The following is a 25,746-nucleotide window of genomic DNA, read 5'->3' as shown; positions in this document are numbered from 1 at the left end:
CCAGGGGTGACGACCATGGTGTTCGACAACATCTTCGGCTTCGCGAGCAAGGGCGCAGGGCTTTTCTCAGTAACCACCGACGGGGCCAAGCCGCAACCGGGCGCGGACGTCGACTTCGAGGACTCCGACGACGACACCTACGACGACAAGAGCACGAGCCTGTTCAACAGCGCGATCCACGGGGCCAACTCCCGCGCGAAGATCGTGCAGGAGCAGTCGCCCGAAGCACGGGCCATCCTGGGCTTCCTCGGCTCCTTCATCCAGACCACCCAGGCATCTGCCAGTGCGCAGGCCCAGTACGCCCAGAACCCCGGCTCCGTGTCCAAGGCTGCGTCCGCCGGCATGCAGGAGTCGAGTACGACCGTGACCGAGCACAGCGGCCTTCAGAAGGACGAGGACCTGCAGAACAAACCGAAGAAGAGCGACTTCGCCAAGGCACCCGAGGTGCCCAAGCCGACCGCCGAGGACCCGTCCGCCTCCAACGACAACCGCTCGTAGCCGGCGGTCAGTGAACGGTGAAGGGATGACGATGAGCACTGCCCACGAGGCAACCACAGGTGGCGAGGACTGCGCCCCTCCGATCAGCACAATCGCAGGGACCGGTGTCGGTGGGTTCTCCGGGGACAACGGACCTGCCGTGTCAGCCCAGTTGCGAAACCCGTACGGGGTCGTGGTGGACTCCACCGGAGCCCTCTACGTCTCCGAGTTCAACAACCACCGGATCCGGAAGATCACGACTGACGGGAAGATCTGCACGGTCGCCGGCACGGGCACCAAGGGCTTCAGCGGTGACTGCGGACCCGCCGTCTCGGCCCAACTGAACTTCCCGCGCGGAGTGGCGGTGGACAGCGCAGGCGCCGTCTACATCGCCGATTCCGACAACCACCGGGTCCGGAAGATCGCGGCCGACGGGAAGATCTGCACGGTCGCCGGCACGGGCACGAAGGGCTTCAGCGGTGACGGCGGCCCCGCCACCGCCGCCCAGTTGGACGACCCGCGCGGGGTAGCGGTGGACAGCGCCGGCACCCTCTACGTCTCCGAGTACAACAACCGCCGAGTTCGGAAGATCACGACGGACGGGACGATCAGCGCGGTCGCGGGGACCGGGACCAAGGGGTCCGACGGAGACGGCGGTCCAGCGGTTTCGGCCCAGCTGAACAACCCGCGTGGAGTAGCGGTGGGCCGCGCGGGCGAGCTCTACATCGCCGATGCCGGAAGTCACCAGGTCCGGAAGGTCACGGCCGACGGGAAGATCAGCACGGTCGCCGGCACCGGCACCGCGGGCTTCAGCGGTGACGGCGGCCCTGCCACCGCCGCCCAGTTGGATGGCCCGTTCGAGGTGACGGTGGACAGCATCGGCACCCTCTACATCGCCGATTTCAGCAACCATCGGATCCGGAAGGTCGCGGCCGACGGGAAGATCAGCACGGTAGCAGGCACCGGCACCGGGGGCTTCGACGGTGACGACGGCCCAGCCGCTTCGGCCCAGCTGAACAAGCCGACCGGGCTCGCTGTGGACCGCGCCAACACCCTCTACATCGCCGATCACGCCAACCACCGGGTCCGTAAAGTCGCGTTGCCGAAGCGGGCCGGGGTGCCCGAGTCGGGCACGGTGGTCTCCTGGGCCAACGTCCGCAGCAGGCTGCGGATGGCGGTCCAGCGTGAGTCCACCAAGGACGGGGCCGAGATCCACCAGGCTCTCGCCACCCCCAGGGGCCACCAGCGGTGGCGACTGGTCGTCGCAGGGCAGGACGACGGCGAGAATCTGTACACGATCGAGAACGTGCACAGCGGCAAGGTCCTGGAGATCCTCGGAGCGCACGAGACGGCCGGGGCGGTGGTCGCGCAGCGCGCCTACGAGGGTGACGACGCCCACCACCAGCAGTGGAGGCTGATCCCGGTGAGCCCCGCGACCGACACCCCGCCGGTGTACGAGATCGCGAACCGGAACAGCGGCCTGCTCCTGCGAGTGGACACCAACGCCCGCACGGCGATCACGCAACACAGGGCGGAGGGCGACCAAAGGGAACGGCAGTGGCACCTGCTCCCCGTGTGACCCACGAGGGGCAGGGGCGAAATCGCCCCTGTCCATATCTGGCCAGCCGTCCGCTGTGCGTGAGCGATGCGTGAGCGGACGGTGAAGCACGAGCCATCAGGAGCAGGACCGACTATCAGGCTGGCTGGCTCTGACCTCCGAGGACAACACCCCCCAGCCCGATCCAGCACCCTCGACCGGCGCCGTTGATCGCTTTCGGCCCCTCACGGTCGAGTTCCGGACTCTGCACACGGAATCTTGCGCAACGAAGTACGGTGACTCCGTAGGGTGATATCTGGTTAAGCGGTAGCGGCACCGATTCCTACAGGTTCCAGGCCACCGAAGCCGAACGCGGCACCAACAGCGCCCGGTGACCCATACGCCATCTGGCTCTGCGCGCCCGCCCCTGACGACATCGAGAACCGCTGGCCAAAAGGCATCAATTCAGTTGCCCGGGATACGTGGCTCAGGGATAGGTTCGCGATCATGGACGAAATGGACTTACTCAAGCGTTCCGGCGGTCCCGTAGTCCGAAGCCGGATCAGCCGTGACCTGACCGCGCTCGGCCTCGCAGACGGCGACATCGTCATGTTCCACACCCGCATGTCCGCCATCGGCTATGTGGCCGGCGGACCGCAGACCCTCATCGGCGCTCTCCGCGACGTGGTCGGAACGCAGGGAACCCTCATGGTGACCTGCGGCTGGAATGACGCGCCCCCCTATGACTTCGTCACATGGCCACAGGGTTGGCAGTCCGCCCTGCGTGCGGAACATCCTGCTTACGACCCCGACCTCAGCGAGGCGGACCACAACAACGGCCGCCTCCCCGAAGCACTGCGCCGCTGGCCCGGAGCCGTTCGCAGCCGTCATCCGGATGCCGGTTTCGCGGCCTTGGGAGCGGCGGCAGCCGAGCTGATGGCCGACCACCCCTGGGACGATCCCCATGGCCCGGACAGCCCCCTCGCACGGCTGGTCGCCCGCAGCGGCCGGATCCTTCTGATCGGCGCTCCTTTGGACACCTTGACGCTGCTGCACCACGCCGAGGCGCTCGCCAAGGCCCCCGGCAAGCGGTTCGTGGACTACGAACAGCCCATCCTCGTGCAAGGTCAGCGGGTCTGGCGCCGCTTCCACGACATCGACTCGGAGGACGGGGCCTTCGACTACTCGGCAGTGGTGCCCGAAGGGCAAGAGCCGTTCGAAGCGATCGCCCGGGACATGCTCGCCGCGGGAATCGGCCAGCATGGCAGGGTTGGCGCTGCCGAAAGCCATCTGTTCGAGGCCGCTGAAGTCATCGACTTCGCCACTACCTGGATCGAACACAAACTGAACAGGTAGAGACGCAGCAGAGGTATCCGCACGTCTCCGGGCCCGCTGTGATCAAGAGGGATAGCCAGGGCAACCAGAGCCGGTCAGCTCGCTCGAAGGGGGCCGGGCCCTTCTGGACCGCGCCTGTCAGGGACGCGGGCCAGCGGGGCTCGGTGACACACACGCTATCGCCACCCGTGGCTTCACCATCACAGACACTCATGACCCGACACAGACCCGGGCAGAAGTCACCCGCTAGGGGTGGCCCCCATTCTCATTGCCGATCATGAAGCCGCGAGGGTGTCAATCGCGTTCACGAACGGAGCAATGCGGTCCCCGTTCTCGCTGCCCGGGTGGCCCTCGCATGACCTGTCAGAAACAGCCCTGCGCTACTTCGCCCTCAACGGCACCGACCACCGCAGCCACAACGAGCAGAACGCCGCCATCGCCGCCTACGTCCGCTGGCGCAACACCCGCGTGGAACCAAAGACGAATTTCGCGCCCGACTCACCGATCCGGTCATGGACCGATTACCCGGTCAGAGCCGCCTGACAAGCCGCCAGTCCACCTGGGCCCTCATCCCAACGGTGGTGCGGTGATCCGCTTCTCGAACCAGTGGTGGGCATACGGCTCGTCGTTGAAGGCAGCGACCTCCTGGAAGCCGCTGGAGTGGTAGAGACCGATCGCCGCGGTGAGCGCCTTGTTGGTGTCCAGGCGGAGTACGTCGCAGCCTTGCTGGGCGGCTCGAGTCTCCAACTCGGTCAGGAACCGGCGGCCGAGACCGAGGCCCCGGGTGCGGGGCGCGACCCACATGCGTTTGATCTCGGCCGGGGCGCCTGGGGGCAGCTTCAGACCGGCGCAGCCGACGGGCTCGCCGTGCAGCCGGGCAACCAGGAACACGCCGCGCGGTGGCCGGAGTTCGCCTGCGTCGGGCAGCAGGCTCCGCGCGGGATCGAAGCCGGTCTCAAAGCGTTGCTGCACCTCGGCGAAGTAGGACCGCAGGCAGTGCTGGGCGTCGGGGTGGTCTGGGTCAACCGTGTCCAGCGTGACCGTCGCAGCGGTCAGCAACCGGTCGACCTCGGCCATGGCGGCGGTCAGCCGGGCGCGCTGGGCAGTGTTGAGCGGCTCAAGGAGAGAGCTGGCCAGCTCTTCGCTGCGGCCATCGAGCATCGCGCGCTCAGCGCGGCCCGCATCAGTGAGCCGGACGGTGCGCACCCGTCTGTCCCGGGGCTGCGGCTCCACCGTCACCAGGCCGTCGGCCTCCAGGGAGCGCAGCAGCCGGCTGACGTACCCGGAGTCGAGCGAGAGGCGCTCGCGCAGTTGCCGTACGTCCTGGCCCTCCTCACCGATCTCCCAGAGCAGCCGGGCTTCACCGATGGGCCGGTCGCGGCCTAGGTAGTGGTCGTGGAGCACACCCACACGTTCGGTGACGGTGCGGTTGAACTGCCGCACCTGATCGATCTGCACCGGATCCATTCTCTGACTTTAGTCAGAGAATTATGCGCGAGGCCAGAGGCTTCAGCCTTGACCGAGATGTTGACCGAGACGGCGGACGCCAGACCGCATGTCGATTGCCCAGTCGACGATGTGAGCCGAGCCACTAGTCACTCTTCTTCCGGCGAGCGGCCCGAGCCTTCGCGAGGCGAGATGGCTGTGCCGGAACCCGACACTTGTTCTGGATCTGACGCAGTTCCTCAGGGCCGAACCGTTTCGCTTTCCCGAGCCCGATGTAGGGGAAGCCGTACTTATTGCACCCATCGAGAAGGAATCGTTCGCCGCACCCCAGCGCCTTGGCGGCTTCCGCAGGCGTGAGGGTTACATCGCCGCGGTTGAAGGCTTGGGCAGCGGCTTGAACGAGCAGGTCGCGAGTTCGCCCTCATTAAGACGTCATCTCATTTGGCTGACTCGGTAGGGTGTCGGTCGTGGTGGGGATCGTTGAGCGGCTGGTGCCGGACGAGTTGTGGGAGTTGTTCCAGCGGGTGGTGCCTGAGGTCCCCTCGCGGCCTCAGGGTGGTGGCCGGCGCCGTCATGGTGACCGGGAGGTGTTGGCTGCGATCGTGTTCGTGGCCACGTCAGGCTGCACGTGGCAGCAGTTGCCGTCGGCGTCGTTCGGACCGTCGGGGGCGACAGCTCACCGGCGGTTCTCCGAGTGGACGAAGGCCAGGGTGTGGGCCAAGCTCCACCGTGTGGTCCTCGACGAGCTCGGCGCGCGTGGCGAGTTGGACTGGTCCCGCTGTGCGATCGACTCGGTGAACATGCGGGCCCTGAAAAGGGGGACCTGACAGGTCCGAATCCTGTCGACCGGGGCAAGTACGGCTCGAAGATTCACTTGATCACGGAGCGGACAGGTCTGCCCCTGTCCGTCGGAATCTCCGGGGCGAATCTCCACGACAGCCAAGCCTTGATTCCCCTGGTCAAGGGCATACCACCAATCCGCTCCCGCCGCGGACGACGGCGACGCCGACCGGGAAAGCTCCACGCCGACAAGGGATACGACTACTCCCACCTGCGGCGATGGTTACGCGGGCGTGGCATCACCCACCGCATCGCCCGCAAGGGCATTGAAACCTCCCAGCGACTGGGCCGACACCGCTGGACCATCGAACGCACCATGTCCTGGCTCGCCGGCTGCCGCCGCCTCCACCGACGCTACGAACGCAAAGCCGAGCACTTCCTCGCCTTCGCTGGCATCGCCTGCACCCTCATCTGTTATCGCAGACTCACCAATTGAGACGACTTCTAAGGGCGTCGAGGACAGCCTGGCTGAGGGCCTGACGTTCTCCGGCGTGATCCATACCGCGGCAACCCCCGATTCCTGGTGTGGGTTACGGAGCACTACGCCGTCTGGAGCCACGCGAAAACGTTCCCGGCCGAAGCCGGGTTCTCGCTGTTGATACTCACGCCTCCAGCCTCACCGCACGCAACTGCGGACACCCGCAACAACACCGCCCGACGCACCACGGATCAGAATCACGCACTCAGAGTCAAGCTAAGAGATAGAAATGGCCCGAATCCCGCGACCGGGACTCGGGCCCTCTCCGGATGACAGTGATCTGCTAGGCACTGTCCTGGCGATCAAGTGACTGATGACTTTGTCGGATCGTTGTCCCGCTCGTGAGGCGGGTGATCTGACGGACAGCCAGTGGGAGCGGTTGCGGCCATTGCTGCCGGTCAGCACCGGGAGGTGCGGACGGTGGCGGGATCACCGACAGGTGATCAACGGGATTCTGTACCGGGTGCGGACCGGCGTGCAGTGGCGGGATCTGCCGGAGCGGTTCGGACCGTGGAAGACGGTGTACGAGCGGCACCGGTTGTGGTCGGCGGACGGCACATGGGAGCGGGACTCCAACAGGTGCAGGCGGCGGCCGAAGCAGCCGGCCAGATCGACTGGCCGGTGTCGGTGGACTCGACGGCGATCCGGGCCCATCAGTCGGTGGCCGGTGCCCGTCAAGCTCCCCCTCCCGCACCCGCGGGCTCGCCAAGGGGGCATTGGGTGCGGAACACCAGCGCGAGCGTCCGTGGCGGGGCCCGCTGGCGGGGGTGGTGCAAGAGGTGAGGGACTCGGCCGCTCCCGCGGTGGCTTCACCTCAAAGGTCCACCTGAGCGCGGACGGTCACTGTCGGCCGTTGTCATTGGTAGTCACGGCCGGGCAGCAATCAGGTACCACCCAGTTCATCCCGGTGTTGGAGAAGATCCGGGTGCCCTGGCTGGGACCGGGACGTCCGCGCAAAAGGCCGGACAGCGTCGCTGCGGACAAGGCGTACAGCAACCGTCCCTGCCGCGACTACCTGCGAAGGCGCGGCATCGCGCACACCATCCCGGAGAAGTCGGACTCCCAGGCCGCCCGCTCACGTCGCGGCAGCGGTGGCGGCCGACCGCCAGGCTTTGGCCTGGAGCGATACAAGAAGCGCAACACGGTGGAACGCGCCATTAACAAGCTCAAGCAGTCGCGGGCAGTGGCCACCAGGTGCGACAAGCACAGTTACGTCTTCCTCGGCACTGTCACAGCTGCCGCACTCGTCATCTGGCTCAGGTCGTGATCGCTAGTAACCGGTTGTACGGAGCCACCGCAGCATAGTGACGATCTCTTCGCCGAAGTCCTCGCCCAGCACGCGCAACTCGCGCCTGATGGCGGAGTCGAGGAGTCGTCCATCGGGGAGGGACCGGAGGGCGTCGTGGCAGGCCGACTCGATGACGGAGTTCCGGGCGGCGAGATAGCCCTGGCCGCTGACCTGGCCCGCCAGGTCAGCAAGGTAGCGCCGGTGGGATTGCTCCCACGGGTGGGAGCGGAACGATCCCTCGACGAGACCGTCGAGGTAGTTCGCCAGGCCGGACGCGGTTTCGACTACTCGCTCGACCTCGACTGCGCGGGGGCTGTCGAGCAACGCGCCGAAAGTCAGCAGGCTGTCGATGATCTCCAACTGGACGAGCTCAATCGTGTCCGGGTCCACTTCAGACGCGAACAGCTGGGCTGTGCGCAGCTCGGCGACGGCCTGCCGGTACGCCTGTTCCGACTCTGGACTGGAAGCCTCTCCCACCAGGCGAAACAGCGACTCCAGCATGGATGGGTCGATACCCCACGCTTCGTCCAGTCCGAACGCAAGCAAGGGCGCACGCCACGGCCACAGGGCTACTGCAGCGACCTGACGCTGCTGGTCAAACGTCAGGACCGCCAACCGCTCGTTCTGCCGCACGTCCCTTGTCAGCCCTTTCGATTCGCCTTCTCCGCTTCCCCAGTTCGCCCTCGAGCAGTGTAGGAGCCTGACAGATTGCGTGATCGCCAGGACAGTGCCTAGCCGGGTAGCAAGGAGAGGGGCAGCTCGTGCAGGTGGCACGAGTTCTCCCGCAGCACCGCCATGGCGTCGGTGTCGCAGGTGTCGACAGGCCCGCCCGGCTGCGGCGGGGCGGCTCCACCGCCGCAGGTACGGAAGCGTTCGAGTGTCCCCACAGAGTCGGACGCGGCGAGCCGGCGCACACCCAACGCCCGTCAAACACCGCACAGCGCGACCCCGCCGTCACACGCAAAACCCTCGCCGGATCAAGCCGGCGGCGGCAGGGGGCGAGGTCCCGGGCGATCTCGGAGGGCGCCCAGCAAGGGGTGGTTCCGCAGCAGAGCCTGTCCCTGCTCGTACGCCTCGCGGGCAGTCTTCATCATGTCTTTGTCATCGGAGACGAACCGTACGAAGTCCAGTTCCTGCATGTCCGCTGGACACGTGGCACGGTGGTCGACCACAACTCGTCGTAACAGAGCATGAGCCCGATCGCGTTCTCCAGCACGGCGTTTGAATGGATGCGGCCGTATACCTGATGGGTGTTCGCAACGTCGATGAAGGCTGGGGCAGAAGGGCCAAGGTAGGCGCGCCGCTTCTTTGGCTGCCTGGTCGCCACTGGCATCAGTCCCGCAATCGCCTCATCCGGCTTTCGCTGGGTGTCGTCACTCACGTGTGCCCTCCCCCTCTTTCCCGGCCAACCACCCTTGTAGGCGACTACCTCGCATCACTGGCTCACGGGCAAGCTAGCGGATGGAGCAACCTGCTGAACTCCAGTTGGCGTGGGCCCCAGGGAGAGCCAGCTCTGCTTGCGGCAGGGATGCGGTTGCCAGGCGGTCTCCGCACCCGACAACACCGGACTCTCCAGGTAGCGCCTGGCCACCTTCGAGTCCACCGAGAACAGCAGCATGTCCATCTCCCTGTGAGACAACGCGGGAGACGAGAGATAGCAGCTGGCCGAAGGACTTGTGGACTCCATTCATCAGCCCGAGCGACACTTCATGAGACAGATCGGAACGTCCCCAAGAAGTCGTGGGCGAAGATATGGGTGACGAGGTCCATTTCGCGGGCGCGCAGGGTGTTGACCTGCTGCTTTCCCTCATCGGCTTCAGCCTCCTCCCGGGCGCGATCGGCGTCCGCTGCCGCGTAGCAGGGGGTCGTCCACCACATGAGCCACGAGTCGTTCCAGGACCTCGTCCAGCCGTCCGCCCACTCGTACCAGCCGTTCTCGTCGATGACCCGGCTACTGGAGCGAGGGGTGTGCGGCACGAACCAGCACACTTGCACCCCGTCCCGCTCGTACAGGCCGGTCCACGCGGCGATCTCCTGCGCCGTGATGGGGACAGCTGCGCCTCCAGCGCCATCCTCCGGTTGCCGTCTGTGCTGAAGACCATCACATCGGCCCGCCACTCGCCGGTGGGTGCGGCAACTTCTAACTCGGTGCGGAAGCCTGCGGCGCGCGCACAGGTCACCAGCTCCAGTTTTCCGAGCAGCCGCGAGTCCGTATCGCGTCTGAGCTGGGCGGATGCGTCGCGGACATGTCCGGGACGCGTCCCCTGTGCGGTCAGCCTTCCAAGTCCGCCGGGACGGTCCCAGAAATGCACCCGCGCGCGAGGTGGCCTTCAACGGCCGCCTCGAGCGCGGGTTCATGGGCATCGTGAGGTGTTACTCGAGGGCGACGCTGTCGGCGGCGCCGCAGTGGTCACACAGGATCCAGCTCGAAGCTCTCGACCACCAGTACCAGCTCCTCGATGGCGACCTCCGTGGCGGTGCCGCTGAGCGACGGTGCCGAGTACTGCTTGGGCCAGGCGTTGGTGAACTTCCACCGCAACGCCGGCTTGCCCGCTTCGTCGTTGAGCACGATGTGGCCGGTGCGGCGAACCACAGTGCCCTCCAGTACGGCCCGGCGCCAGTCCCACAGCTCGCGGTTGGTGGAGAAGCCTCGCTTGAGCGTGATGTCACCGAGCTTCTTCAGCCCCGGGAGCTTGATGACCGAGAAGTCCAGGTTGCCCTCGCGGTACTCGATCACGTCCTGCTCGGTGTGGGGGCACACGCACGCCATCGGCGGGCGTCCGTGGTGCGTAGGGCGGCCATCACGTCGTGCTCAGGCGCGCTCGCACAATCTCCATGAACGGCGGAAGAGCATCAGATCCCACGAACACGGAATCCTCGGAGATCCGAATGGTGCGCAGGGACCTCACATTCTTGAGACTGCTCACATCGAAACTGGCCAGCGGACTCTCGAAGGTGATGGTGTCGAGATTCGGGAAGTACGCCAGCCACTCCCAGGTGGTGCCTGAGTCGGCCTCCACCCACAAGTGGGTGAGGCGAGACCGATCGCAGGCAGTTTGGAACTCCTCAGGTGCGATCGTGCCTGTCATCCGGATGCGAGAACGGCCACCGAACCGTCGGAGCGCATGTAATTCCTGTGCATTCGAGACGCAGAAGTAGAGATCCTCTTCTCCGAGGTGAGCAATGACTTCCTCAGCGAATCGATCGCACTCGAAACGACTCCAGACCCTCGTCAGTTCCGAACGGACACGGAGGTCGGAGAGGTCGCGGTATTGCGCCAGTACGGAGATGGCGGCGTCGGTGGCAAGACGGGTTGCGGACAGTACCGTGAAGTATGCCTCGTCGGCGGAGAGCCCCTGCGGCCCGGGGAGCAGATCCAGAACGACCGGGCCCACATCCGCCAGAGCGCGCGCTTGATCCGCCGATCGAGGCGGAATCAGCGCCGCGGCCCGCTGCTCCACCTTCATCCGCACATCCGGGTTCAGTTCTGTCGCATGTTCCAAGCAGGCCGCTGCCAACAGATGGAGTCGCCTGCTGTCCTTCTCCGATGTGTCACCTCGTGCTATGAGACCGGTCAGCAGCCGAGTGCGCTCCATGGCCCGAGCGTGGGCAACGGACATCCGGATGACGTCTTCCCATTGATCGAGGTGCGCGTGCGCAATGAGAAAATCGAAGTCAAGACCTTCCACCGCGGCCTTGGCGCCCAGGTAGTCCTGAAAAGTGCGGTGAATGAAGTCCATCGAACCTGCGCTGGGTTCGCGCAGGAGACCACTTCGGATCAGCAGGTGGTGATAGATCTCCTCAGCCGACCCCTGATCGGCGATCTTCGGCATCGCGGGTAGTGCATGCTCCAGCAGCTCGACGGCGTCGGCCCGGTCCATCTCGGAACGACCGTTGCGGATCATCCAATAGGCCAGCTTCTGGATCAATTGGATGTGATGCTCCTCGCCGATGCGGATGGTGCCCGGCTTGTAGATTCCTCGCTCACGGTCACGCCGGGACAACAGCATGGAGAGAGCGGCATCGTAGACCTCCTTCCGGCCGTCCGGGAGGTAGCCACGACGGTCCTGATGAAGCGCGCAGATAAGCGCGCACATAAGGGGGTTGGTGGCGAGCCGGCCCAGGTCCTGCTTGGTCCGTACAGACCGCAGGAGATCTGTGGCATAGCGGTCACCGATGCCCGCGGCCTTGTGCCACCGCTTGATGAACTCGGCGACGTTCTCCCGGCTCATCGGAGCAAGGTCGAGTTCTGCGAAGTCGTCACCGACCAACCAGTCCTGGCGTACGGCCGAAGGCCGTGAGGTCACCAGCCATCGGTTGTGCGGGTAGGCACTGACCAACTCCTGTAGCCAACGTCGAGCCTCTTGGCGTTCACTTTCCGGGATTTCATCGATCCCGTCGACCAAGATCAACCCACGCCCAGACCTCAACACCCTGTCGAACCACCCCGTGGGCTGAAGGTTGGCGATGGGACAGTCCACCGCGGCCAGGAATCCGTCGGGCGTGGGGAGTTTGGCGCCGCCTCGGGTCAGCGTGCGCAGCGGCAGTACAAACGGCACCAGGCCGTAGAGATACAACAGACGTTCGTCTAGGACCTTCCGCGCCGTGGATACCGCCAGCCACTGTACGAGCGTCGTCTTCCCTGACCCCGCCACGCCCCGGAGCAATACTCGATTACGGCCGGCCAAGATGTGATCGGCAGGGAGGAGGGTGGGGAGGTCATGTGTCCTGCCTCCCACTGCATCCAAGCTCAGATAGGCGGCGTCGAGCGGCCAATTCTCCGGCGCCTCGGACAGATCGAGCCCAAAGATGGTCAATTTGCCGTGCTTGGAGGCGATGTATTCGGCGTAGCGCTCCTCGAAGGGCCCGTCCGCCGGCGACGGAGTGCGCGCGATCAGGGAGTCGATCTTGAGAGTCAACTCTTCGATCCGACGGCTGTGTTCGATCAGCGTACGGGCCACAAAAGTTGATCTCTGGGTGAAGAACTGCAGGATGTGCAGACACGCGGTGTCAAGCACGCTCGCATGAAGTGTCACCGCGTCGCTGGATAAGCCGAGAGTGGCCGAGGGACTCTGCGATCGCAAATGCCGGGAGAGCGCAAGGTGCCCGAGCTGTACGGCTTGCACGTCGTCCATGTCGATGTAGCCGAGCGACCTCAGCGAGTCCGCTACGGCATGTGCCACAGCACGCTGTTCGTATGCAGGCAGACGTTCCTCGACGCCGGTGGACTTCGCGGCGCGGTTCACCAGTTCCTCGGCGATCTTATGCAGATCCTCGTCCGACAGGACTCGTTTCTCGCCCTTGAACGAAACGAGCTTCGAGACGCGCAGCGGCTTGGCGACCAAACCGGCGCCGGGGCCGTCAGCTATGAAGAGTCTCTTGATCAGCGGCGCTACAACGCTTGAGGCGAGTCGAGCGCCAATGGCAGCGGCTTCCATTTACTCCCCGGTTGGTGTGTGGACGGCAGCCAACCGTCGGACCGCCAGCAGCTTAGGAGATGGAGTATCAGGTTGCCCGGGGAACAGCCCAAGTGCGTTGGCCGGCTGCCAAGCGCTGCCATGGCACTTGGTGCCCAGACCTGACGACCGGTCTCCGAGCACCCGACACCACCCAATCGAGACGGCCGTTCGAGCACCAAGTCCCCAAAGTATTAAGACAAAAGCTACTTACGCGTCGGGGTGCTCCGGCAGGGCGAGCCAGTCCGACCAGGAGATCTCGCGGCCGAGGAAGCGCGGCTGTTCGAACGGCCAGTCGGCGGCGATCCACTGCGGCACCAGCTCGTCGAGGGCCTGCTCGACCTCGCTGCCCACCAGCTCGTCCACCACCCACCAGGAGATCTCGCCGTCCGCGCCGGCCCTCTCCGGTGGGTCGATGTAGACGCAGCCGAGCAGAGCTGTCTCCGCCGCGTCGAACAGCGCGTAGTTGAAAGACTGGTGTGCGGCGATCTCCTTCTCGTGCCGCAACAGGTCGGCCTGGTCGGCCTCGTAGGTCATGGTGGCCGCGGGCCAGCCCCAGGCTGGGCCGAAGATGGTCCACAGCCGCTCGCGCGAACCCATCACAGCCGGATAGTCGAGCGGGGTGTCCGCCTCCCGGATCGGCCGCAGGTGATGACCACTGCCCGGCAGCGGTACCAGGACGGGATGGACGAAGTCATCGGGGAGCCAGCTCATAGCGCCCGACCGTAGCAGCGCGCGGCCGTCCGCTCCCCTGGATTTTCCCCGCATACCGCCAGGCCCTGCTCTCATGCCGGGCAGTGCCCGCGATCACCCGATCGAGACTCCCGTTCGATCGACAGACTCCATGATCGGTACGGCAACGGCTTCTAAAGCCCACGAGTGCGGTCGCCACGGCGGACACCCCCAGGCCGCCAACGAGGACATGCTCGACTGCGCCCGCAGCCTGCGCGTCAACGACCAAAGGCGACCCCTGCTGCCATCGCCACAGACACCGCCGACGTCGCCCTGGCCGGTCACTTACCGGAGTCCTCAGGTCGACCGGGTTGAACCAGGCCGAGCCGGAAAGCGGTGGTGGCGGCCTGGACCCGGCTGGAGACGCCGAGCTTGGCCAGGATGTTGGACACATGGACGCTGGCTGTCTTACTGGAGATGTACAGCTCCTCGGCGATCTGCCGGTTGGTGCGGCCGTCGGCGACCAACCGGAGCACCTCGCGCTCACGGGCGGTGAGGCCGAGTTCCGGGCCCCGGGAGCCGCCTTCGTGGAGGCCGTCGGTCAACGAAACCCGGGCCAGCCTGGCCAACTGCTCAATTGTCGTCCGCAGGCCACGGGCGACGAGCAGATCGGCGCTGTGGCTGGCGGTGTGCAGGCGGTCGGCCGCCGTTTGCCGGTCGCCGGCCTCGGCCGCGACTTCCGCTGCCCGCAGCAGCGCCAGAGCCTGTGGGTAGGGCTGACGCAGCTCGGCCCAGACGGCTGCGCAGCCGTCCCAGGCCGACTGATCCGACAATCCCCGGGCCCGCGCGATTTCGGCAGTGAAGGTCAGCCTCTGCGCCTGCTGGACCGGGCCGGTGACCGGAAGCTCAGCGGCGAGTGCACACAGACCGGCCACCAGCGTGGTCTGCGGTCGAACAGCCCGGGCCCCTGCGACGAGTGCCGGCCAGAGATAGCGCGGACTCGACAAGGTCTCCCTCCTGACCAGCGTTCGCTCGACAAGCTCAACGGCCTCCGCCGCCCTGCCCTTGGCGAGTGCCAGGTCCACTTCGAAGCAAAGCATCGGAAGCAGGTCCTGAGCATCGGATACACCCCAGGTGAACACGCTGCCGGCGAAAGCGGCGGCGGATTCGGCGAACGCGAGATCGCCCCGGGCCAACGCGATTGAGCCACGCAGGACGAGCAGATACGCGCGAAAGCTGGGGGTGGGGGTGAGTTCAAGGGTGTGGTCGAGAATTTCCACGGCCTCGTCCCAGCGCCCCAACGAGATCAGAGCCTCGGCCACGTTGGCGGCGTGCGTGGGACCGGATGTGCGCGACAACCCGGCGTGGGCCGCCGCGACGAGCCCTCGCCTCGCCACCTCGGCGGCCTGCTCGTACCGGCCGGCCCCCTGAAGTACGTCGGCCTCGCAGCGGAACGCATGCATCAAAGCGGCGTGGTCCTCGATGCGCTCTGCGGTCGCTCGCGCCTCGGCGAGGCCCGGCAGCTGCCCGTCCAGGTCGCCGCCCCGGGCCTGGGCATACGCCAGATTGATCGCGGCCAGGACCTCGGCCCGGTCGTCACCGGCGGCCTGCGCCGCCCGGATCGCCTCCTGCGCGACCGCCCGTCCTTCTTCCTCGTACGGAATCGTCAGCAAGCGATTCGTCAATGTGTTGAGCACAAAGGCCCTGTCCGGGTGCTGCGACGGCATGATCCGTGCCGCCTCCCGCATGTCCTCGACGTCCCCGGGCTGCCCCAGCGCGTGGCGCAGCTCTCCCCGGTGCCGGAGCATCTGCGCGGTACGCGCCGGATCAACGGCAGGGTCGGCATCGGTGAGTGCGACGGCGATCAACGTCATGGCCTGGTCGCCTTCGCCGGCCAGCATGGCCGCCTGGGCCGCCTTGTCCAGTAGAGCCTTCCGGTCGACTGCGAGCTGCTCTGCCGCATCGGGCACCTGATCCCACAGCTCCAGTACCTGGTTGAGCATGCGCAGCTGTTCGGCGTAGGCCAGCGACGTCCCGGCGTCCTCGGCGGCACGCCACGCGGCGCCGAGCGCCCGGGCCGGGTGCTGCTTCGCCACCGCATACCAGTGGTGGGCCAGCTCGACCGCGCCCCGGCCGGGCGGAGCGAGTTCCGGACGGCGCTCCAGTGCCTGGCCATAACGCGCGTGCAGCACAGAACGCTCCCCGGGAAGCAACTCCCCCTCGACCACTTCCCGGATCAGCGCGTGCCGGAACCCATAACTGTCGCCGTCGACAACCACCAGGTTCGACGCCACGGCGGGCCGCAGCGCGACGGACAGCGCGCCGTCGTCAAGGCCGGTGACCGCGGCGAGCAGCGCATGGCCCACCCGCACGCCTCCGGCAGCGGCGGCGCGCACTACGTCCTGGGTCTGCCCGCCGAGTCGCTCCAGCGGTGCGACCAGCAGGTCGCGAATCGACTGCGGCAGTGGCGCGTCCGGCTGGGCCTCACAGGTCAACAGCGCCTCCACCAGCAGCGGGTTGCCCTCGCTGCGCCGGTAGATCCGCTCACTGAGTTCGGCAGCCGGCTCGTTTCCCAGCAGGCCGCGCAGTTGCGCGCTCACCTCGCTCTTGGTCAGCCGGCCGAGCTCCATCCGCTGTGCCCAGGCCATCCGCTCAATCTCCGCAAGGAGCGGGCGCAACGGATGCGCCAGGTTCAGCCGGTCACTGCGATACGTCACCATCGCCAGCAGAGCGGGAACTGCCTGCTGGTTGTGGACGAGGAAAGCGAGCAGGTCCAGGCTGGACCGGTCCGCCCAGTGGATGTCCTCGATGACCAGGAGCACCGGCTTACGCTCGGCCAGGCCCTGCAGCAGCGCGAGGAACTGCTCGAAGAGGCGAGCGCGAGCCAGGTCGGCATCGTCCGCGGAGTGCGGCCGGCCCAGGCTGGGCAGCAGCCGGCCGAGCTCACCGGCCTCGCTGTTGGGCAGCAGCCTGCGGATGTGGTCCGCGCCGGTCTCGCGGACCAGCGCGCGCAACACCGTGGTGAAGGGGGCGAACGGAAGGCCGGTTTCGCCCAGTTCCAGACAACCGCCCCTGAGCACCCAGGACGAAGCCGGCAGCTGCGCCGCGAACTCGCTGACCAACCGGGACTTGCCCACGCCGGCCTCTCCACCGATCAGTACGGCGGACGGCAGGCCGTCGCGAGCGCGCCTGAACGCTGCGTCGAGCGCGGACAGTTCCTCGTCTCTGCCCACCAGGGCAGCGCTCGTCGTGGCCATGCCGTCAGCTTCTCAGATGTCCCTAAGCACGTGCGGCCGGGTTCTGAGGGCCCGGATTGGGCAGTCGTCCGATGCGAAGCGGCACCGGCCCGGGCGAGTCTTCGACCGTGACCAGTTCCGATGCCGTCCTCCCGGATGCGACAGGCCCCCAGCCGATCGTCAGCCGCCCGGTGATCTTGCTGTTGCTCGTCTCGTTCGGCTCGTTCATCGGCTTCTATCTGTTGTTGTCGGTGATTCCGCTGTATGTCGCGTCCGGCGGGGCGGGCGCGGAGGGCGCCGGCCTCGCCACCGGCGCGATGATGTTCGCCACAGTCCTGGTGGAGTTGGCGGTGGCCCGTTTGGTGGCGAGATTCGGCTACCGGGCGGTGGTGTCAGGGGGCCTGCTGCTCCTCGGGGCGTCGGCGGCCGCGCTCACTGTCTCCCGCGGAATCCCGGTGGTGCTCGCTGTCTGCCTGCTCCGTGGAGCCGGCCTGGCGGTCGTCGCTGTGGCCGGCCCCGCGCTGACCGCCGAACTCGTGCCCGCAGAGCGTCGTGGTGAGGGGCTCGGGCTGTACGGAGTGGTGGTCGGTGTGCCCGCCGTGATCGGCCTGCCCGTGGGCGTGTGGCTCAGCGACCACGTCGGCTTTCACCAGGTGTTCCTGATCAGCGCGGGGATTTCCCTGGTCACACTGGCTGCCGCAGCCGGCCTGCCGGCACAGCGGGGTCGGAGTGAACGCCACAGCGGAATGCTGAGCGGCCTTCCTGGCAGCGGGCTCGCCGGACTCACGGTGGTGTTCGGCGCCGTCACACTGGCGGCCGGCGTTCTGGAGACCTTCCTGTCCCTGGCCATGCCCGCCGGGTCGCACGCGATTGTTCCCGTGGCCCTGCTGGCCCAGACCGCCGTCACTCCCCTTGCGCGCTGGGGGGCAGGGCGACTGGGCGACCGCAGAGGCTCCGGACGTCTGGTTGTCCCCGCAGTGCTCACCGCAGCCGTCGGCACGGCCGGGCTCGTCCGGATGGGAAGCCCGCTCGCGGTGATCTCAGGTATGGCGTTGTTCGGGATCGGGTTCGGCATAGCGCAGAACGCCACCCTGGCGCTCATGCTGGAGCGCGTACCACGGTCCGAGTTCGGCAAGGTCAGTGCGCTGTGGAACCTCGCCTACGACGGTGGATTCGGCGTGGGAGCTGTCGGCTTCGGCTTGCTGGCCGGGCCGGTGGGCTACCCAACCGGATTCGGTGTGACCGCGCTCGTGTTGTTCGCCGCGATCGCCCCCGCGCGGCGTGATCGCTTGAGAGAAATGGAAGCCAGCCATGAACGATGACCTTCGCCGGGCCGTGCGGCAGGTACTGCCCGGGGTCCGGACCGATCTCGACGCCCTTGTCCGGATCCCTTCGGTCAGCGCTGCCCCCGGCTCCGTCGAGCAGGTGCGCCGTTCCGCCGAGATGACCGCCCGGCTCTTCAAGGATGCCGGCGCGCCGGACGTAGAGATCCTCGACGACATCGAAGACGGCCTGCCGGCAGTGCTCGCGCGGTATCCCGCCCCGCCGGGCCAGCCCACGGTGTTGCTGTACGCCCACCATGACGTGCAGCCCGCCGGCAGTCCCGGACAGTGGTCCAGCCCGCCATTCGAGCCGACTGAACGCGACGGACGACTGTACGGCCGCGGGGCCGCCGACGACAAAGCCGGGATCGCGGCGCACCTAGCGGCGCTGCGCGCATACTCCGGCCGTCCGCCGGTCGGGGTCACCGTACTCGTCGAAGGGGAGGAAGAGATCGGATCGCCGAACCTCGGCACGTTTCTGGCGCGCCACAAGGACAAGCTCGACGCCGATGTCATCGTCCTCGCCGACGCCGACAACCTGACGGCCGGCACGCCCTGCCTGACCACCGCCCTGCGCGGGATGGCCGCCTGCGTGGTGGAACTGCGGGCGCTGGAGGGCGGTGTGCACTCCGGCAGCTACGGCGGAGGCGTCCCGGACGCGCTGACCGCGTTGTGCCGGCTGCTGGCCACCCTGCACGACGAGCAGGGCAATGTCGCCGTCGAGGGCCTCGCCACCGCGGCGCCACCCGGTGCCACCCTTTCCGAGGCGGGGTTCCGGGCCGAGGCCGGTCTGCTCGAGGGCGTTCAGCTGCTCGGGAGCGGCAGCATCGCCGAGCGGATATGGGCCAAGCCTGCGGCGACTGTCCTCGCGATCGACGCGCCCCCTGTGGCCACCGCGTCCCCCACGCTCACGCCGGTGGCCAGGGCGAAGGTCGGGCTGCGGGTCGCGCCCGGTGATGACGCGCTGAAGGCGAGGAAGGCGCTTGCCGGGCATCTGCGGCACCGTACGCCGTGGGGCCTGCAGGTCACCGTCGTCGAGGCGGAGGTCGCACAGCCGTTCGCCATCGACGCGCGAGGCCCGGCATTCGATGCCGCGCGAAGGGCCTACGGCGAGGCATACGGCAACGATGTTGTCGACATCGGTTCCGGCGGCTCCATCCCCTTCGTCGCAGAGTTTGCAGACGCCTATCCGCAGGCGGCTATCCTCATCGCCTCCGCCGGAGCCGACGCCGGCAGCCGCGCCCACGGTGCCGACGAAAGCTTGAACCTGGCGGACTTCGAACGCGCTTGCCTCGCCGAGACCCTGCTCCTCGCCGAACTCACGCGATGACGCGGAGCCTGCACGTGCCCCAGCGGCCTCCGGTGGTGTCCGGGCTCACGCTGCGTTGTTGCTGACACAGGTTGCACGGTTGTGCGGTCACCGGCGGACGGCGTACAGAGCCCCGTCGTCCGTCAGCCGCCGTGCCCAGAAGGGGCGGTGGCCCCAGCGGCCCTCCTGGGCATGAACGACGCAATGGCCGCGTCCCTGGCCGCGATGGCGGCCAGGCCCTGGAAAGACCGGCGATCCCGCGGATCATTAATGGTCCACCGCCACTACTTGACCATACGGCGAAAGGCATCGCCGATCCGGCCATCAATGCAACCTCTCCCACGTCCTTCAGCGCTTAACGCCGCCGCGTAGCCCTACGGAACAGGCGCCGTGCGCGCTCCCGACCCATGAGGCGTGTATCTGCACCCACAAGCCGAACGCGCCGTGGCGAGCAGAGCCCCATCACATCCCGGGTAAACCGGGAAAGAGGTCGACCTGCATTGGGTTGGCCTACTCATCGACGTCGACCTCAGCGCGCGATGAGAGCCGCACCTTATTGGCAGTTTCAAACCGCATCGACTGCGCGTAAGCAGCGCCGTTTTAGGCCCGCGACTACTTCCCCGATCGGCTTGATCTCCAATGCCATGGTCCCAGCCTTCAACTCGATCTCAGCGACGCGCGTGATCAATCCACTTGGGCCAGGTGCAAGGCCGCGCGGGCATCGACCACGCCCACGGCAGGAATGCCACGCTTGCGGTAGGACGACAGCCTGTGCCACATGTCGGCGCCCTCATTCGACCGGCCCGGCTCCCGCTGCTAGAAGATCCAGACTGGGCTGACCCCCGGGACCCGCGCAGCACGGACCGGCATAACCGCCCATGCGCCGCTTGGGACGGCAGCCAGGCGTACGACGCTGAGGCTGGCCCTGGCCGCTTACTGATCGTTTCAGAATGCGGTGCGCAGTCGCCTCAAGCAGATGATGCTGCAGGCGAGTTCGAGGAGACCCTGGTGGAGGTCGGCGCGTATCTCGTACCGGATGCGTAGGCGCTTGAACTGGTGGAGCCAGGCGGAACTCCGCTCTACCACCCATCGGGTCTTGCCCAGTCCGGAGCCGTGTGGGGCGCCTCGGCGGGCGATCTTCGGGGTGATCCCTCGGCTGCGGAGGAGCCGTCGGAACTTGTCGAAGTCGGAGCCGCGGTCGGCGAACAGCCGCTTGGGCCGGTGTCGGGGACGCCCGCGTCGGCCGCGGATGCGGGGAATTGCATCGAGTAGGGGGATCAGCTGGGTGACATCGTGTCCGTTCCCGCCGGTCAGCAACACCGCGAGCGGTGTGCCGCGCTGGTCGACGACCAGGTGGTGTTTGCTGCCAGGGCGGCCACGATCGACCGGCGAGGGCCCGGTGTGAAGCCCCCTTCGAGGGCGCGGACGCGCGGGCCGTCGACAGCGCAGTCATCCATCTTCAGCAGGCCAGCGGCCCGGAACTCGGCAAGCAACGCAGCGTGGAGCCGGGGCCAGACGACAGCTTCGGTCCAGTCTCGCAGGCGGCTTCAAGCGGTCACCCCGGAGCAGCCCACCACCTGACGTGGCACGTCACGCCAGGCGACGCCGGTGCGCAGCACGTAGAGGATGCCTGCCAGCGCGACGCGGTCCGGTGTCCGGCCGTCCCGCGTAGCGGTTTCTCCGCTCAGGACAGGGCGGGAGCAGGGGAACCACTCGCGTCCACAGCTCGTCGGGCACAAGATCACTGTTCACTCGTGGCAGCGTGCCAGAACAACGCGTTTGAAGTGGGCGTTTCCGCCCGGCACACTCGGCCGATGAGCAAGAGCACACAGCCGAGCGGCTGGGACGGCCCCTGGTACCGCGTCCACACAGAACATTTCGAAGCCGCATTCTTGCCAGGCGCTGATGAGGACCTGGACGCTGTGAATGACATTGACGTCGAGGTGAAGCTGCGGGACGGGTCTCGATGGAGCGCAACCATCTGCACGATTGGCCGCGTTCAGACACTGATGGAGCGGTGGGCGACAGCGGGGAGGCCCTCGGTGGGCGCTACTACTAGTGCCCGGACGGTCTCATCGTCCGCGATGCCGGCATCAGCAATATGGTCGAGGTACTCATAGGCCTGATCGACAATGGCAAGTTCACACAGGTCCTGGACCGGCTTGATGACTGACGCAGCCTGACGAGCCTCCTCAGCTCTCATTCTGAAATGATCAGAAAGACCCAGTCTCGAACGTGCCTCGAACTTGATTAGCGTTTTCGCACTTCAAGCCTGCTGTGGCTATTGGTTAGCAAGAAGGACTCTACGGGCTGATAGCTTGAGTAGGTGATCAATGGTGCACACACGATCATCTACGCCTCCGATGCCGAGGCGGCGCGAGCCTTCTTCCGCGATGTGCTTGGGCTCCCGCACGTCGATGCCGGAAACGGCTGGCTCATCTTCAAATCCCCACCGAGCGAACTGGCTGTCCACCCGAGCGACCCTCACGCCGCCGGCACTATCGAGCTGTTCCTGATGTGCGACGACCTTGCTGCCACGGTCGCGGATCTGAAGGCTAAGGGCGTCGAATTCACGACAGATATCACCGAACAGGGCTGGGGATTGGTCACCGCCTTGGCCGTGCCGGGCGCGGGTACAGTCGGGCTGTATCAGCCAAAGCACGACACCGCATACGACCTGGACTGAGTTTGCTTTCGAGATCCACATGCGGGCGACTGGGCCCCGGCCGGGGATGCAGGAGAAGGCTGGGCTGGAGCCGGTCAGGAAGGCTGCTCGCTCCTGTCTCTGAGGCGAAGAAGATCCGGACATGGGCCAAGCGGACTGGCGTCGAGGTCAATGCCCAGGGTGCTATCCCCGGCCCGATCCGTGAGCAGTACCTGAAGGCGAAGGGTGCTGGAGAGCAGGAGGCCGACGAGAAGTAGCAGCAGCGCTTGCGTCTGACGCGTTAACCACCTAAGTGGGCCGGAGTAAGCGACCGCTGGCCATCTAGTGCTCTGACCGCAGGTTCGCCGGGTTGTAACGGGCGGTGCAGGGTTCGCGGAAATCCGTTTCGAGTGTTGCCCTGGCGCCTCTACTGTGGCGCGGTGATGACTCAGGTGATCGTTGTCAACGGTGGTTCCAGCTCAGGGAAATCCGGGATCATTCGGTGTCTGCAGGCAGTCCTACCGGATCCGTGGCTGGCTCTCGGGACAGACACACTGGTTGAGGCAATGCCAGCCTCCATGCAGGCGTCGGATGGCGGGATCGAGTTCGCTCCGGATGGAGAGGTGATCGTCGGTCCTGAGTTCCGAACGCTGGAAGCTGCATGGATCGAGGGGGTCGCCGCGATGGCCCGTGCAGGCGCCCGGGTGATCGTCGATGAGGTCTTCCTCGGCGGAGCGTCCTCACAGCAGCGATGGCAGAAATCCTTGGGCGAACTGCGGGTGCTGTGGGTCGGCGTCAAGTGTGACGCTGCGGTGGCCGCAGGCCGTGAGATCGCACGAGGCGATCGGACCCTCGGGATGGCCGCGTCCCAGGCGGAAGTGGTCCACCAGGGCGTGACCTATGACCTGGAGGTAGACACCACCCACACGGAGGCGATGGAGTGCGCACGGTCCATCGCCGCACATGTCAAGTGATCGACAGCCCGGCCGTCACAAGGAGCCTGCCATGCCATGCATACTCCGGACCCTCGCCTCCCCGGCCCAAGCTGCGAGCACGGTCACCGCCGCCGGTCCGCGCGCTTCCTCTCCAGTTGACGGCGTCGGTGATTCGGTTCGAGAAGTCAAGGTTGGGATCCTGCGTCGACGTGATGGCAATCGAGGAACTGGGGGTGTAGCTCCAGTGCCACCGGCCGGACGCGTCCCTGGGCTTGACCGCTTCCCTGCCGTCGAGCTGCGTCCGACAGCCGTCGCGCACCATCCACCATTACGTCGATCGCCACCTCCAGCCCAGTGGATGCGCTAGGCCGGCATCAGCCGTGACAGGACCAGCACCAGGACTCCGTGCCCCCGCAGTTTGTGCCGGGCCTGTGCCAGATACTCCGGCGCGGCCCCCGGCGGGCAGCAGCGGAAGCCAGCGTGAGCCGCCGAAGGGGGCGCCTTCCGCCAGGTCGAACGGGCTCTGTGCGGGCTGCTCGGACATGGACAGCTCCTCGTTTCGCCATCGCCGGTGGGCGCGTCGAAGATCAGAGTACGGCCGGGCGTCCCCCGGCGGGGGAGGCTGTGGACAACCCCGCCGCGGGCCGCGGAACCGTGCCGCCGGCGGGGCGTCGGAACCTGCCGGGGGCGCCCCGCCCGCGCCTCACCCCGCCGTTCGCGGGATGCTCCGCTCCCACGTCCGCCGGAAGACTTCCTCGTCGCCGTCGTGGCAGACGACCTCGTTGCGGGTGTGGAAGGCGTCCGCGTCCGCGGTGATCTCGGAAACCGTGGCGATGCGGGCGTCCCAGCCGGTGTCCGGACGGTGCAGCCGTACCGACCAGGTGGAGCGGGTCCGGGCGCTGGTCGGGTCGTCGCTGGTGATGCGGTAGGTCTCCAGGGCGTCCTCGGTGAACTCCAGGCCGTCCGGGTAGACGCGGGTGCCGCCGTAGCGCGGATCGACCTCCAGGGTCCATTCCCCGGCGGCGACATCGCGCACCACCCGCCGCTCCGGCCGCTCCTCGGCGGCCTGCGGGAACTCCACGCCCAGCGGGGCGGCCTGCTCGGGCGGCCCGAAGGTGACGGGCGGCCCGTCGGACCCCTCGCCGCGTACGGGCAGTTCGAGGGCGGAGCCCGCCGGGTCCACGGTCCAGCCGTCCGCCTCCGGCTGCGGCCAGATCCACGGCCAGTAGGCGGAGGACAGGGCCAGGCGGATGCGGTGGCCGGGCGGGAAGGTGTGCCCGATGCCGTTGAGCTCGAAGGTGATGTCCTCGGTGGCGCCGGGTTCCCATGCGACGCTACGGTCCCGGCCGTGCCGGGCGAGGAGGTTGAGGACACCCCGAGTGACCAGTGTCGAGGAGCCGTCGGGGGCGACATCGCACAGCCGGGCGATGACCTGCCCGCGGCGGGCCTGCGAGGTCAGCCGCAGCCGTACCCGGGGGCGGCCGAGGATCTCGGTGGCTTCGGTGAGTTCGGGCAGGTCGAAGCAGACCGAGCGGCCGTCCTCCTCACGCTGGTCGGGCGGCAGATCGGCGTCGTTGCCGAAGGGGAAGAAGCGGCCCGCGTCCACCCCGGTGTGCTGCGGGGAGCGCACTGGGCGGGGCTGCTCACCCGGGAGCGGGTACGCGGTCGGCGTCACCCGGGGTGACGGCCAGGAGGCGTCGCCCACCCAGCGGCCCGGCAGCTCCGGGTAGACCGTGGCCGGCGGATGCGACTGGCTGATCCAGGCGCGCAGCAGCGGCTCGTCCATGACGTCGCGCTGTCCCGCCGGGCGCTCGGCGTCCGGTTTGAGCCAGCGGTCCCACCAGCGCAGCGTCTCCTGGAGGAAGCCGATGGCCGGGCCGGGCGGCAGTCCGCGGTCGGGGTACTGGTGCGACCACGGTCCGATGATGCCCCGTACGGGGGAATCGAGATGCTCCACCAGGCGCAGCACGGTGTCCCGGTAGGGGTCGTGCCAGCCGCCGACCGCCAGCACGGCGGCCTTGATGGCGGAGTAGTCCTCGCAGGCGCTGCCGTGTTCCCAGTAGGCGTCGCGGGACTGGTGGGCGAGCCAGGTGTGGATGAGCGGGTCGAGGGCGTTCAGGCGCGCCAGCCACCGGTCGCGCCAGACATCGCCGACGTGCGCCGGGTCCGGCGGCCGGGAGGCGAACGCCAGCATGGTGGCGGCCCAGGCGTGCATGTCGACGGCGAGCACCGAACCGCCCATGTAGTGCACGTCGTTGTCGTACCGGTCGTCGGCGGAGCACACCGTGACGATCGCCTTGAGCGCCTCGGGGGCGCGGGCGGCGAGCTGGAGGCTGTTGAAGCCGCCCCAGGAGATGCCGAACATGCCGACGTTCCCGGTGCACCAGGGCTGGGCGGCGAGCCATTCGATGACGGCCAGCCCGTCGGCCAGTTCGGTCTCGGAGTACTCGTCGGTCGGCAGCCCCTCGGAGTTGCCGTGGCCGCGGACGTCAACCCGTACGGAGGCATAGCCGTGGCCCGCGTACCAGGGGTGGCGCTGGGCGTCGCGGGGCGCCGTCCAGTCGCTGAGGCGGTACGGGAGGTATTCCAGGAGGGCTGGTACGGGTTCGGTGCCGTAGGGGCGCCAGATGCGGGCGTAGAGCTCGGTGCCGTCCGGCAGGGGGATGCGGACGTCCTCGCGGAACGTCTCGTGCGGGAATGCGGTGCGGATGTGCATAACGGGTTCCGGGGTCGGCAGGGGTCACGGTCGGGGGACGCGGGGCGCCGGGCGC

19 protein-coding genes and 3 pseudogenes are annotated in these 25,746 nt (G+C 67.4%); 12 read left to right on the top strand and 10 right to left on the bottom strand.

Going from position 1 to position 25,746, the window contains the following annotated elements:
• Positions 1 to 15 precede the first annotated feature (15 nt).
• From AC5677_RS39195 to AC5677_RS39180, 4 genes are all read left to right on the top strand, one after another.
• Positions 16 to 498, top strand: coding sequence for a hypothetical protein (locus tag AC5677_RS39195; RefSeq protein ID WP_497192623.1), 483 nt, complete (start codon positions 16 to 18; stop codon positions 496 to 498).
• 31 nt (positions 499 to 529) lie between these two features.
• Positions 530 to 2,056 carry an NHL domain-containing protein gene (locus tag AC5677_RS39190; protein WP_497196919.1) on the top strand — a complete coding sequence of 509 codons (1,527 nt, stop codon included), beginning with the start codon at positions 530 to 532 and terminating at the stop codon, positions 2,054 to 2,056.
• Between the two features lie 465 nt (positions 2,057 to 2,521).
• Positions 2,522 to 3,370, top strand: a complete 849-nt coding sequence (aac(3), locus tag AC5677_RS39185; RefSeq protein ID WP_497192622.1) for an aminoglycoside 3-N-acetyltransferase — start codon at positions 2,522 to 2,524, stop codon at positions 3,368 to 3,370.
• 270 nt (positions 3,371 to 3,640) lie between these two features.
• Complete coding sequence (locus AC5677_RS39180) at positions 3,641 to 3,892, top strand: hypothetical protein (protein WP_497192621.1); 252 nt, start codon at positions 3,641 to 3,643, stop codon at positions 3,890 to 3,892.
• 24 nt (positions 3,893 to 3,916) lie between these two features.
• Here the strand turns inward: AC5677_RS39180 and AC5677_RS39175 are convergent, their stop codons facing one another.
• A complete protein-coding gene (locus tag AC5677_RS39175) occupies positions 3,917 to 4,816 on the bottom strand; it encodes a bifunctional helix-turn-helix transcriptional regulator/GNAT family N-acetyltransferase (protein WP_497192620.1) in 900 nt (299 codons plus the stop codon).
• A gap of 455 nt (positions 4,817 to 5,271) precedes the next feature.
• Here AC5677_RS39175 and AC5677_RS39170 point away from each other — a divergent pair.
• Together AC5677_RS39170 and AC5677_RS39165 are read left to right on the top strand one after the other, a co-directional pair.
• Positions 5,272 to 6,071 (top strand): IS5 family transposase gene (locus AC5677_RS39170; protein ID WP_497196915.1). Its coding sequence is split into 2 segments (ribosomal slippage): positions 5,272 to 5,607 and positions 5,610 to 6,071, totalling 798 coding nucleotides; the frame shifts between segments, so codons are not numbered across the junction.
• A 355-nt stretch (positions 6,072 to 6,426) separates the two neighbouring features.
• Positions 6,427 to 7,380, top strand: a pseudogene (locus AC5677_RS39165) (IS5 family transposase).
• 3 nt (positions 7,381 to 7,383) lie between these two features.
• Here the strand turns inward: AC5677_RS39165 and AC5677_RS39160 are convergent.
• From AC5677_RS39160 to AC5677_RS39130, 7 genes are all read right to left on the bottom strand, one after another.
• Positions 7,384 to 8,034, bottom strand: coding sequence for a hypothetical protein (locus tag AC5677_RS39160; RefSeq protein WP_497192619.1), 651 nt, complete (start codon positions 8,032 to 8,034; stop codon positions 7,384 to 7,386).
• Between the two features lie 457 nt (positions 8,035 to 8,491).
• Complete coding sequence (locus tag AC5677_RS39155) at positions 8,492 to 8,782, bottom strand: hypothetical protein (protein WP_497192618.1); 291 nt, start codon at positions 8,780 to 8,782, stop codon at positions 8,492 to 8,494.
• 326 nt (positions 8,783 to 9,108) lie between these two features.
• A complete protein-coding gene (locus tag AC5677_RS39150; protein ID WP_497192617.1) occupies positions 9,109 to 9,378 on the bottom strand; it encodes a hypothetical protein in 270 nt (89 codons plus the stop codon).
• A gap of 433 nt (positions 9,379 to 9,811) precedes the next feature.
• Positions 9,812 to 10,171, bottom strand: a complete 360-nt coding sequence (locus tag AC5677_RS39145) for a phage tail protein (RefSeq protein ID WP_497192616.1) — start codon at positions 10,169 to 10,171, stop codon at positions 9,812 to 9,814.
• Between the two features lie 31 nt (positions 10,172 to 10,202).
• On the bottom strand, positions 10,203 to 12,839 hold the full coding sequence (locus AC5677_RS39140; RefSeq protein ID WP_497192615.1) for an NACHT domain-containing protein: 2,637 nt from the start codon (positions 12,837 to 12,839) through the stop codon (positions 10,203 to 10,205).
• Between the two features lie 228 nt (positions 12,840 to 13,067).
• Positions 13,068 to 13,571 carry a GNAT family N-acetyltransferase gene (locus tag AC5677_RS39135; RefSeq protein ID WP_497192614.1) on the bottom strand — a complete coding sequence of 168 codons (504 nt, stop codon included), beginning with the start codon at positions 13,569 to 13,571 and terminating at the stop codon, positions 13,068 to 13,070.
• A 299-nt stretch (positions 13,572 to 13,870) separates the two neighbouring features.
• Entirely contained in the window at positions 13,871 to 16,786 is a 2,916-nt protein-coding gene (locus tag AC5677_RS39130; RefSeq protein WP_497192613.1) for a helix-turn-helix transcriptional regulator, read from the bottom strand.
• Between the two features lie 107 nt (positions 16,787 to 16,893).
• On the opposite strand from AC5677_RS39130, the gene AC5677_RS39125 reads away from it, so the two are divergent.
• Both AC5677_RS39125 and AC5677_RS39120 read left to right on the top strand, forming a co-directional pair.
• On the top strand, positions 16,894 to 18,087 hold the full coding sequence (locus tag AC5677_RS39125) for an MFS transporter (RefSeq protein ID WP_497192612.1): 1,194 nt from the start codon (positions 16,894 to 16,896) through the stop codon (positions 18,085 to 18,087).
• A 13-nt stretch (positions 18,088 to 18,100) separates the two neighbouring features.
• The gene (locus AC5677_RS39120; RefSeq protein WP_497192611.1) at positions 18,101 to 19,417 is read left to right on the top strand and encodes a dipeptidase; all 1,317 of its coding nucleotides are present in this window, start codon (positions 18,101 to 18,103) and stop codon (positions 19,415 to 19,417) included.
• Positions 19,418 to 20,341: 924 nt separating this feature from the next.
• On the opposite strand, the pseudogene AC5677_RS39115 reads toward AC5677_RS39120, so the two are convergent.
• A pseudogene (locus AC5677_RS39115) lies at positions 20,342 to 21,148 on the bottom strand (IS5 family transposase).
• Positions 21,149 to 21,210: 62 nt separating this feature from the next.
• Between AC5677_RS39115 and AC5677_RS39110 the strand changes: the two are divergent.
• The 4 genes and pseudogenes from AC5677_RS39110 to cpt all read left to right on the top strand — a co-directional run bounded on the left by AC5677_RS39110 (position 21,211) and on the right by cpt (position 23,014).
• Positions 21,211 to 21,569: pseudogene (locus tag AC5677_RS39110) on the top strand (hypothetical protein).
• A 153-nt stretch (positions 21,570 to 21,722) separates the two neighbouring features.
• A complete protein-coding gene (locus tag AC5677_RS39105) occupies positions 21,723 to 22,082 on the top strand; it encodes a VOC family protein (RefSeq protein WP_497192610.1) in 360 nt (119 codons plus the stop codon).
• Positions 22,083 to 22,084: 2 nt separating this feature from the next.
• Positions 22,085 to 22,318, top strand: a complete 234-nt coding sequence (locus AC5677_RS39100) for an Lsr2 family DNA-binding protein (protein WP_497192609.1) — start codon at positions 22,085 to 22,087, stop codon at positions 22,316 to 22,318.
• A gap of 165 nt (positions 22,319 to 22,483) precedes the next feature.
• Complete coding sequence (gene cpt / locus AC5677_RS39095; RefSeq protein ID WP_497196918.1) at positions 22,484 to 23,014, top strand: chloramphenicol phosphotransferase CPT; 531 nt, start codon at positions 22,484 to 22,486, stop codon at positions 23,012 to 23,014.
• Between the two features lie 664 nt (positions 23,015 to 23,678).
• On the opposite strand, the gene AC5677_RS39090 is transcribed toward cpt, so the two are convergent.
• Positions 23,679 to 25,691, bottom strand: coding sequence for a CocE/NonD family hydrolase (locus tag AC5677_RS39090; RefSeq protein WP_497192608.1), 2,013 nt, complete (start codon positions 25,689 to 25,691; stop codon positions 23,679 to 23,681).
• Positions 25,692 to 25,746 lie beyond the last annotated feature (55 nt).

The organism is Streptomyces sp. JLSY215 (assembly GCF_059682825.1).
The sequence above is the reverse complement of the archived record's forward strand: the minus strand, read 5'-3'. Positions and strand labels throughout refer to the sequence as shown.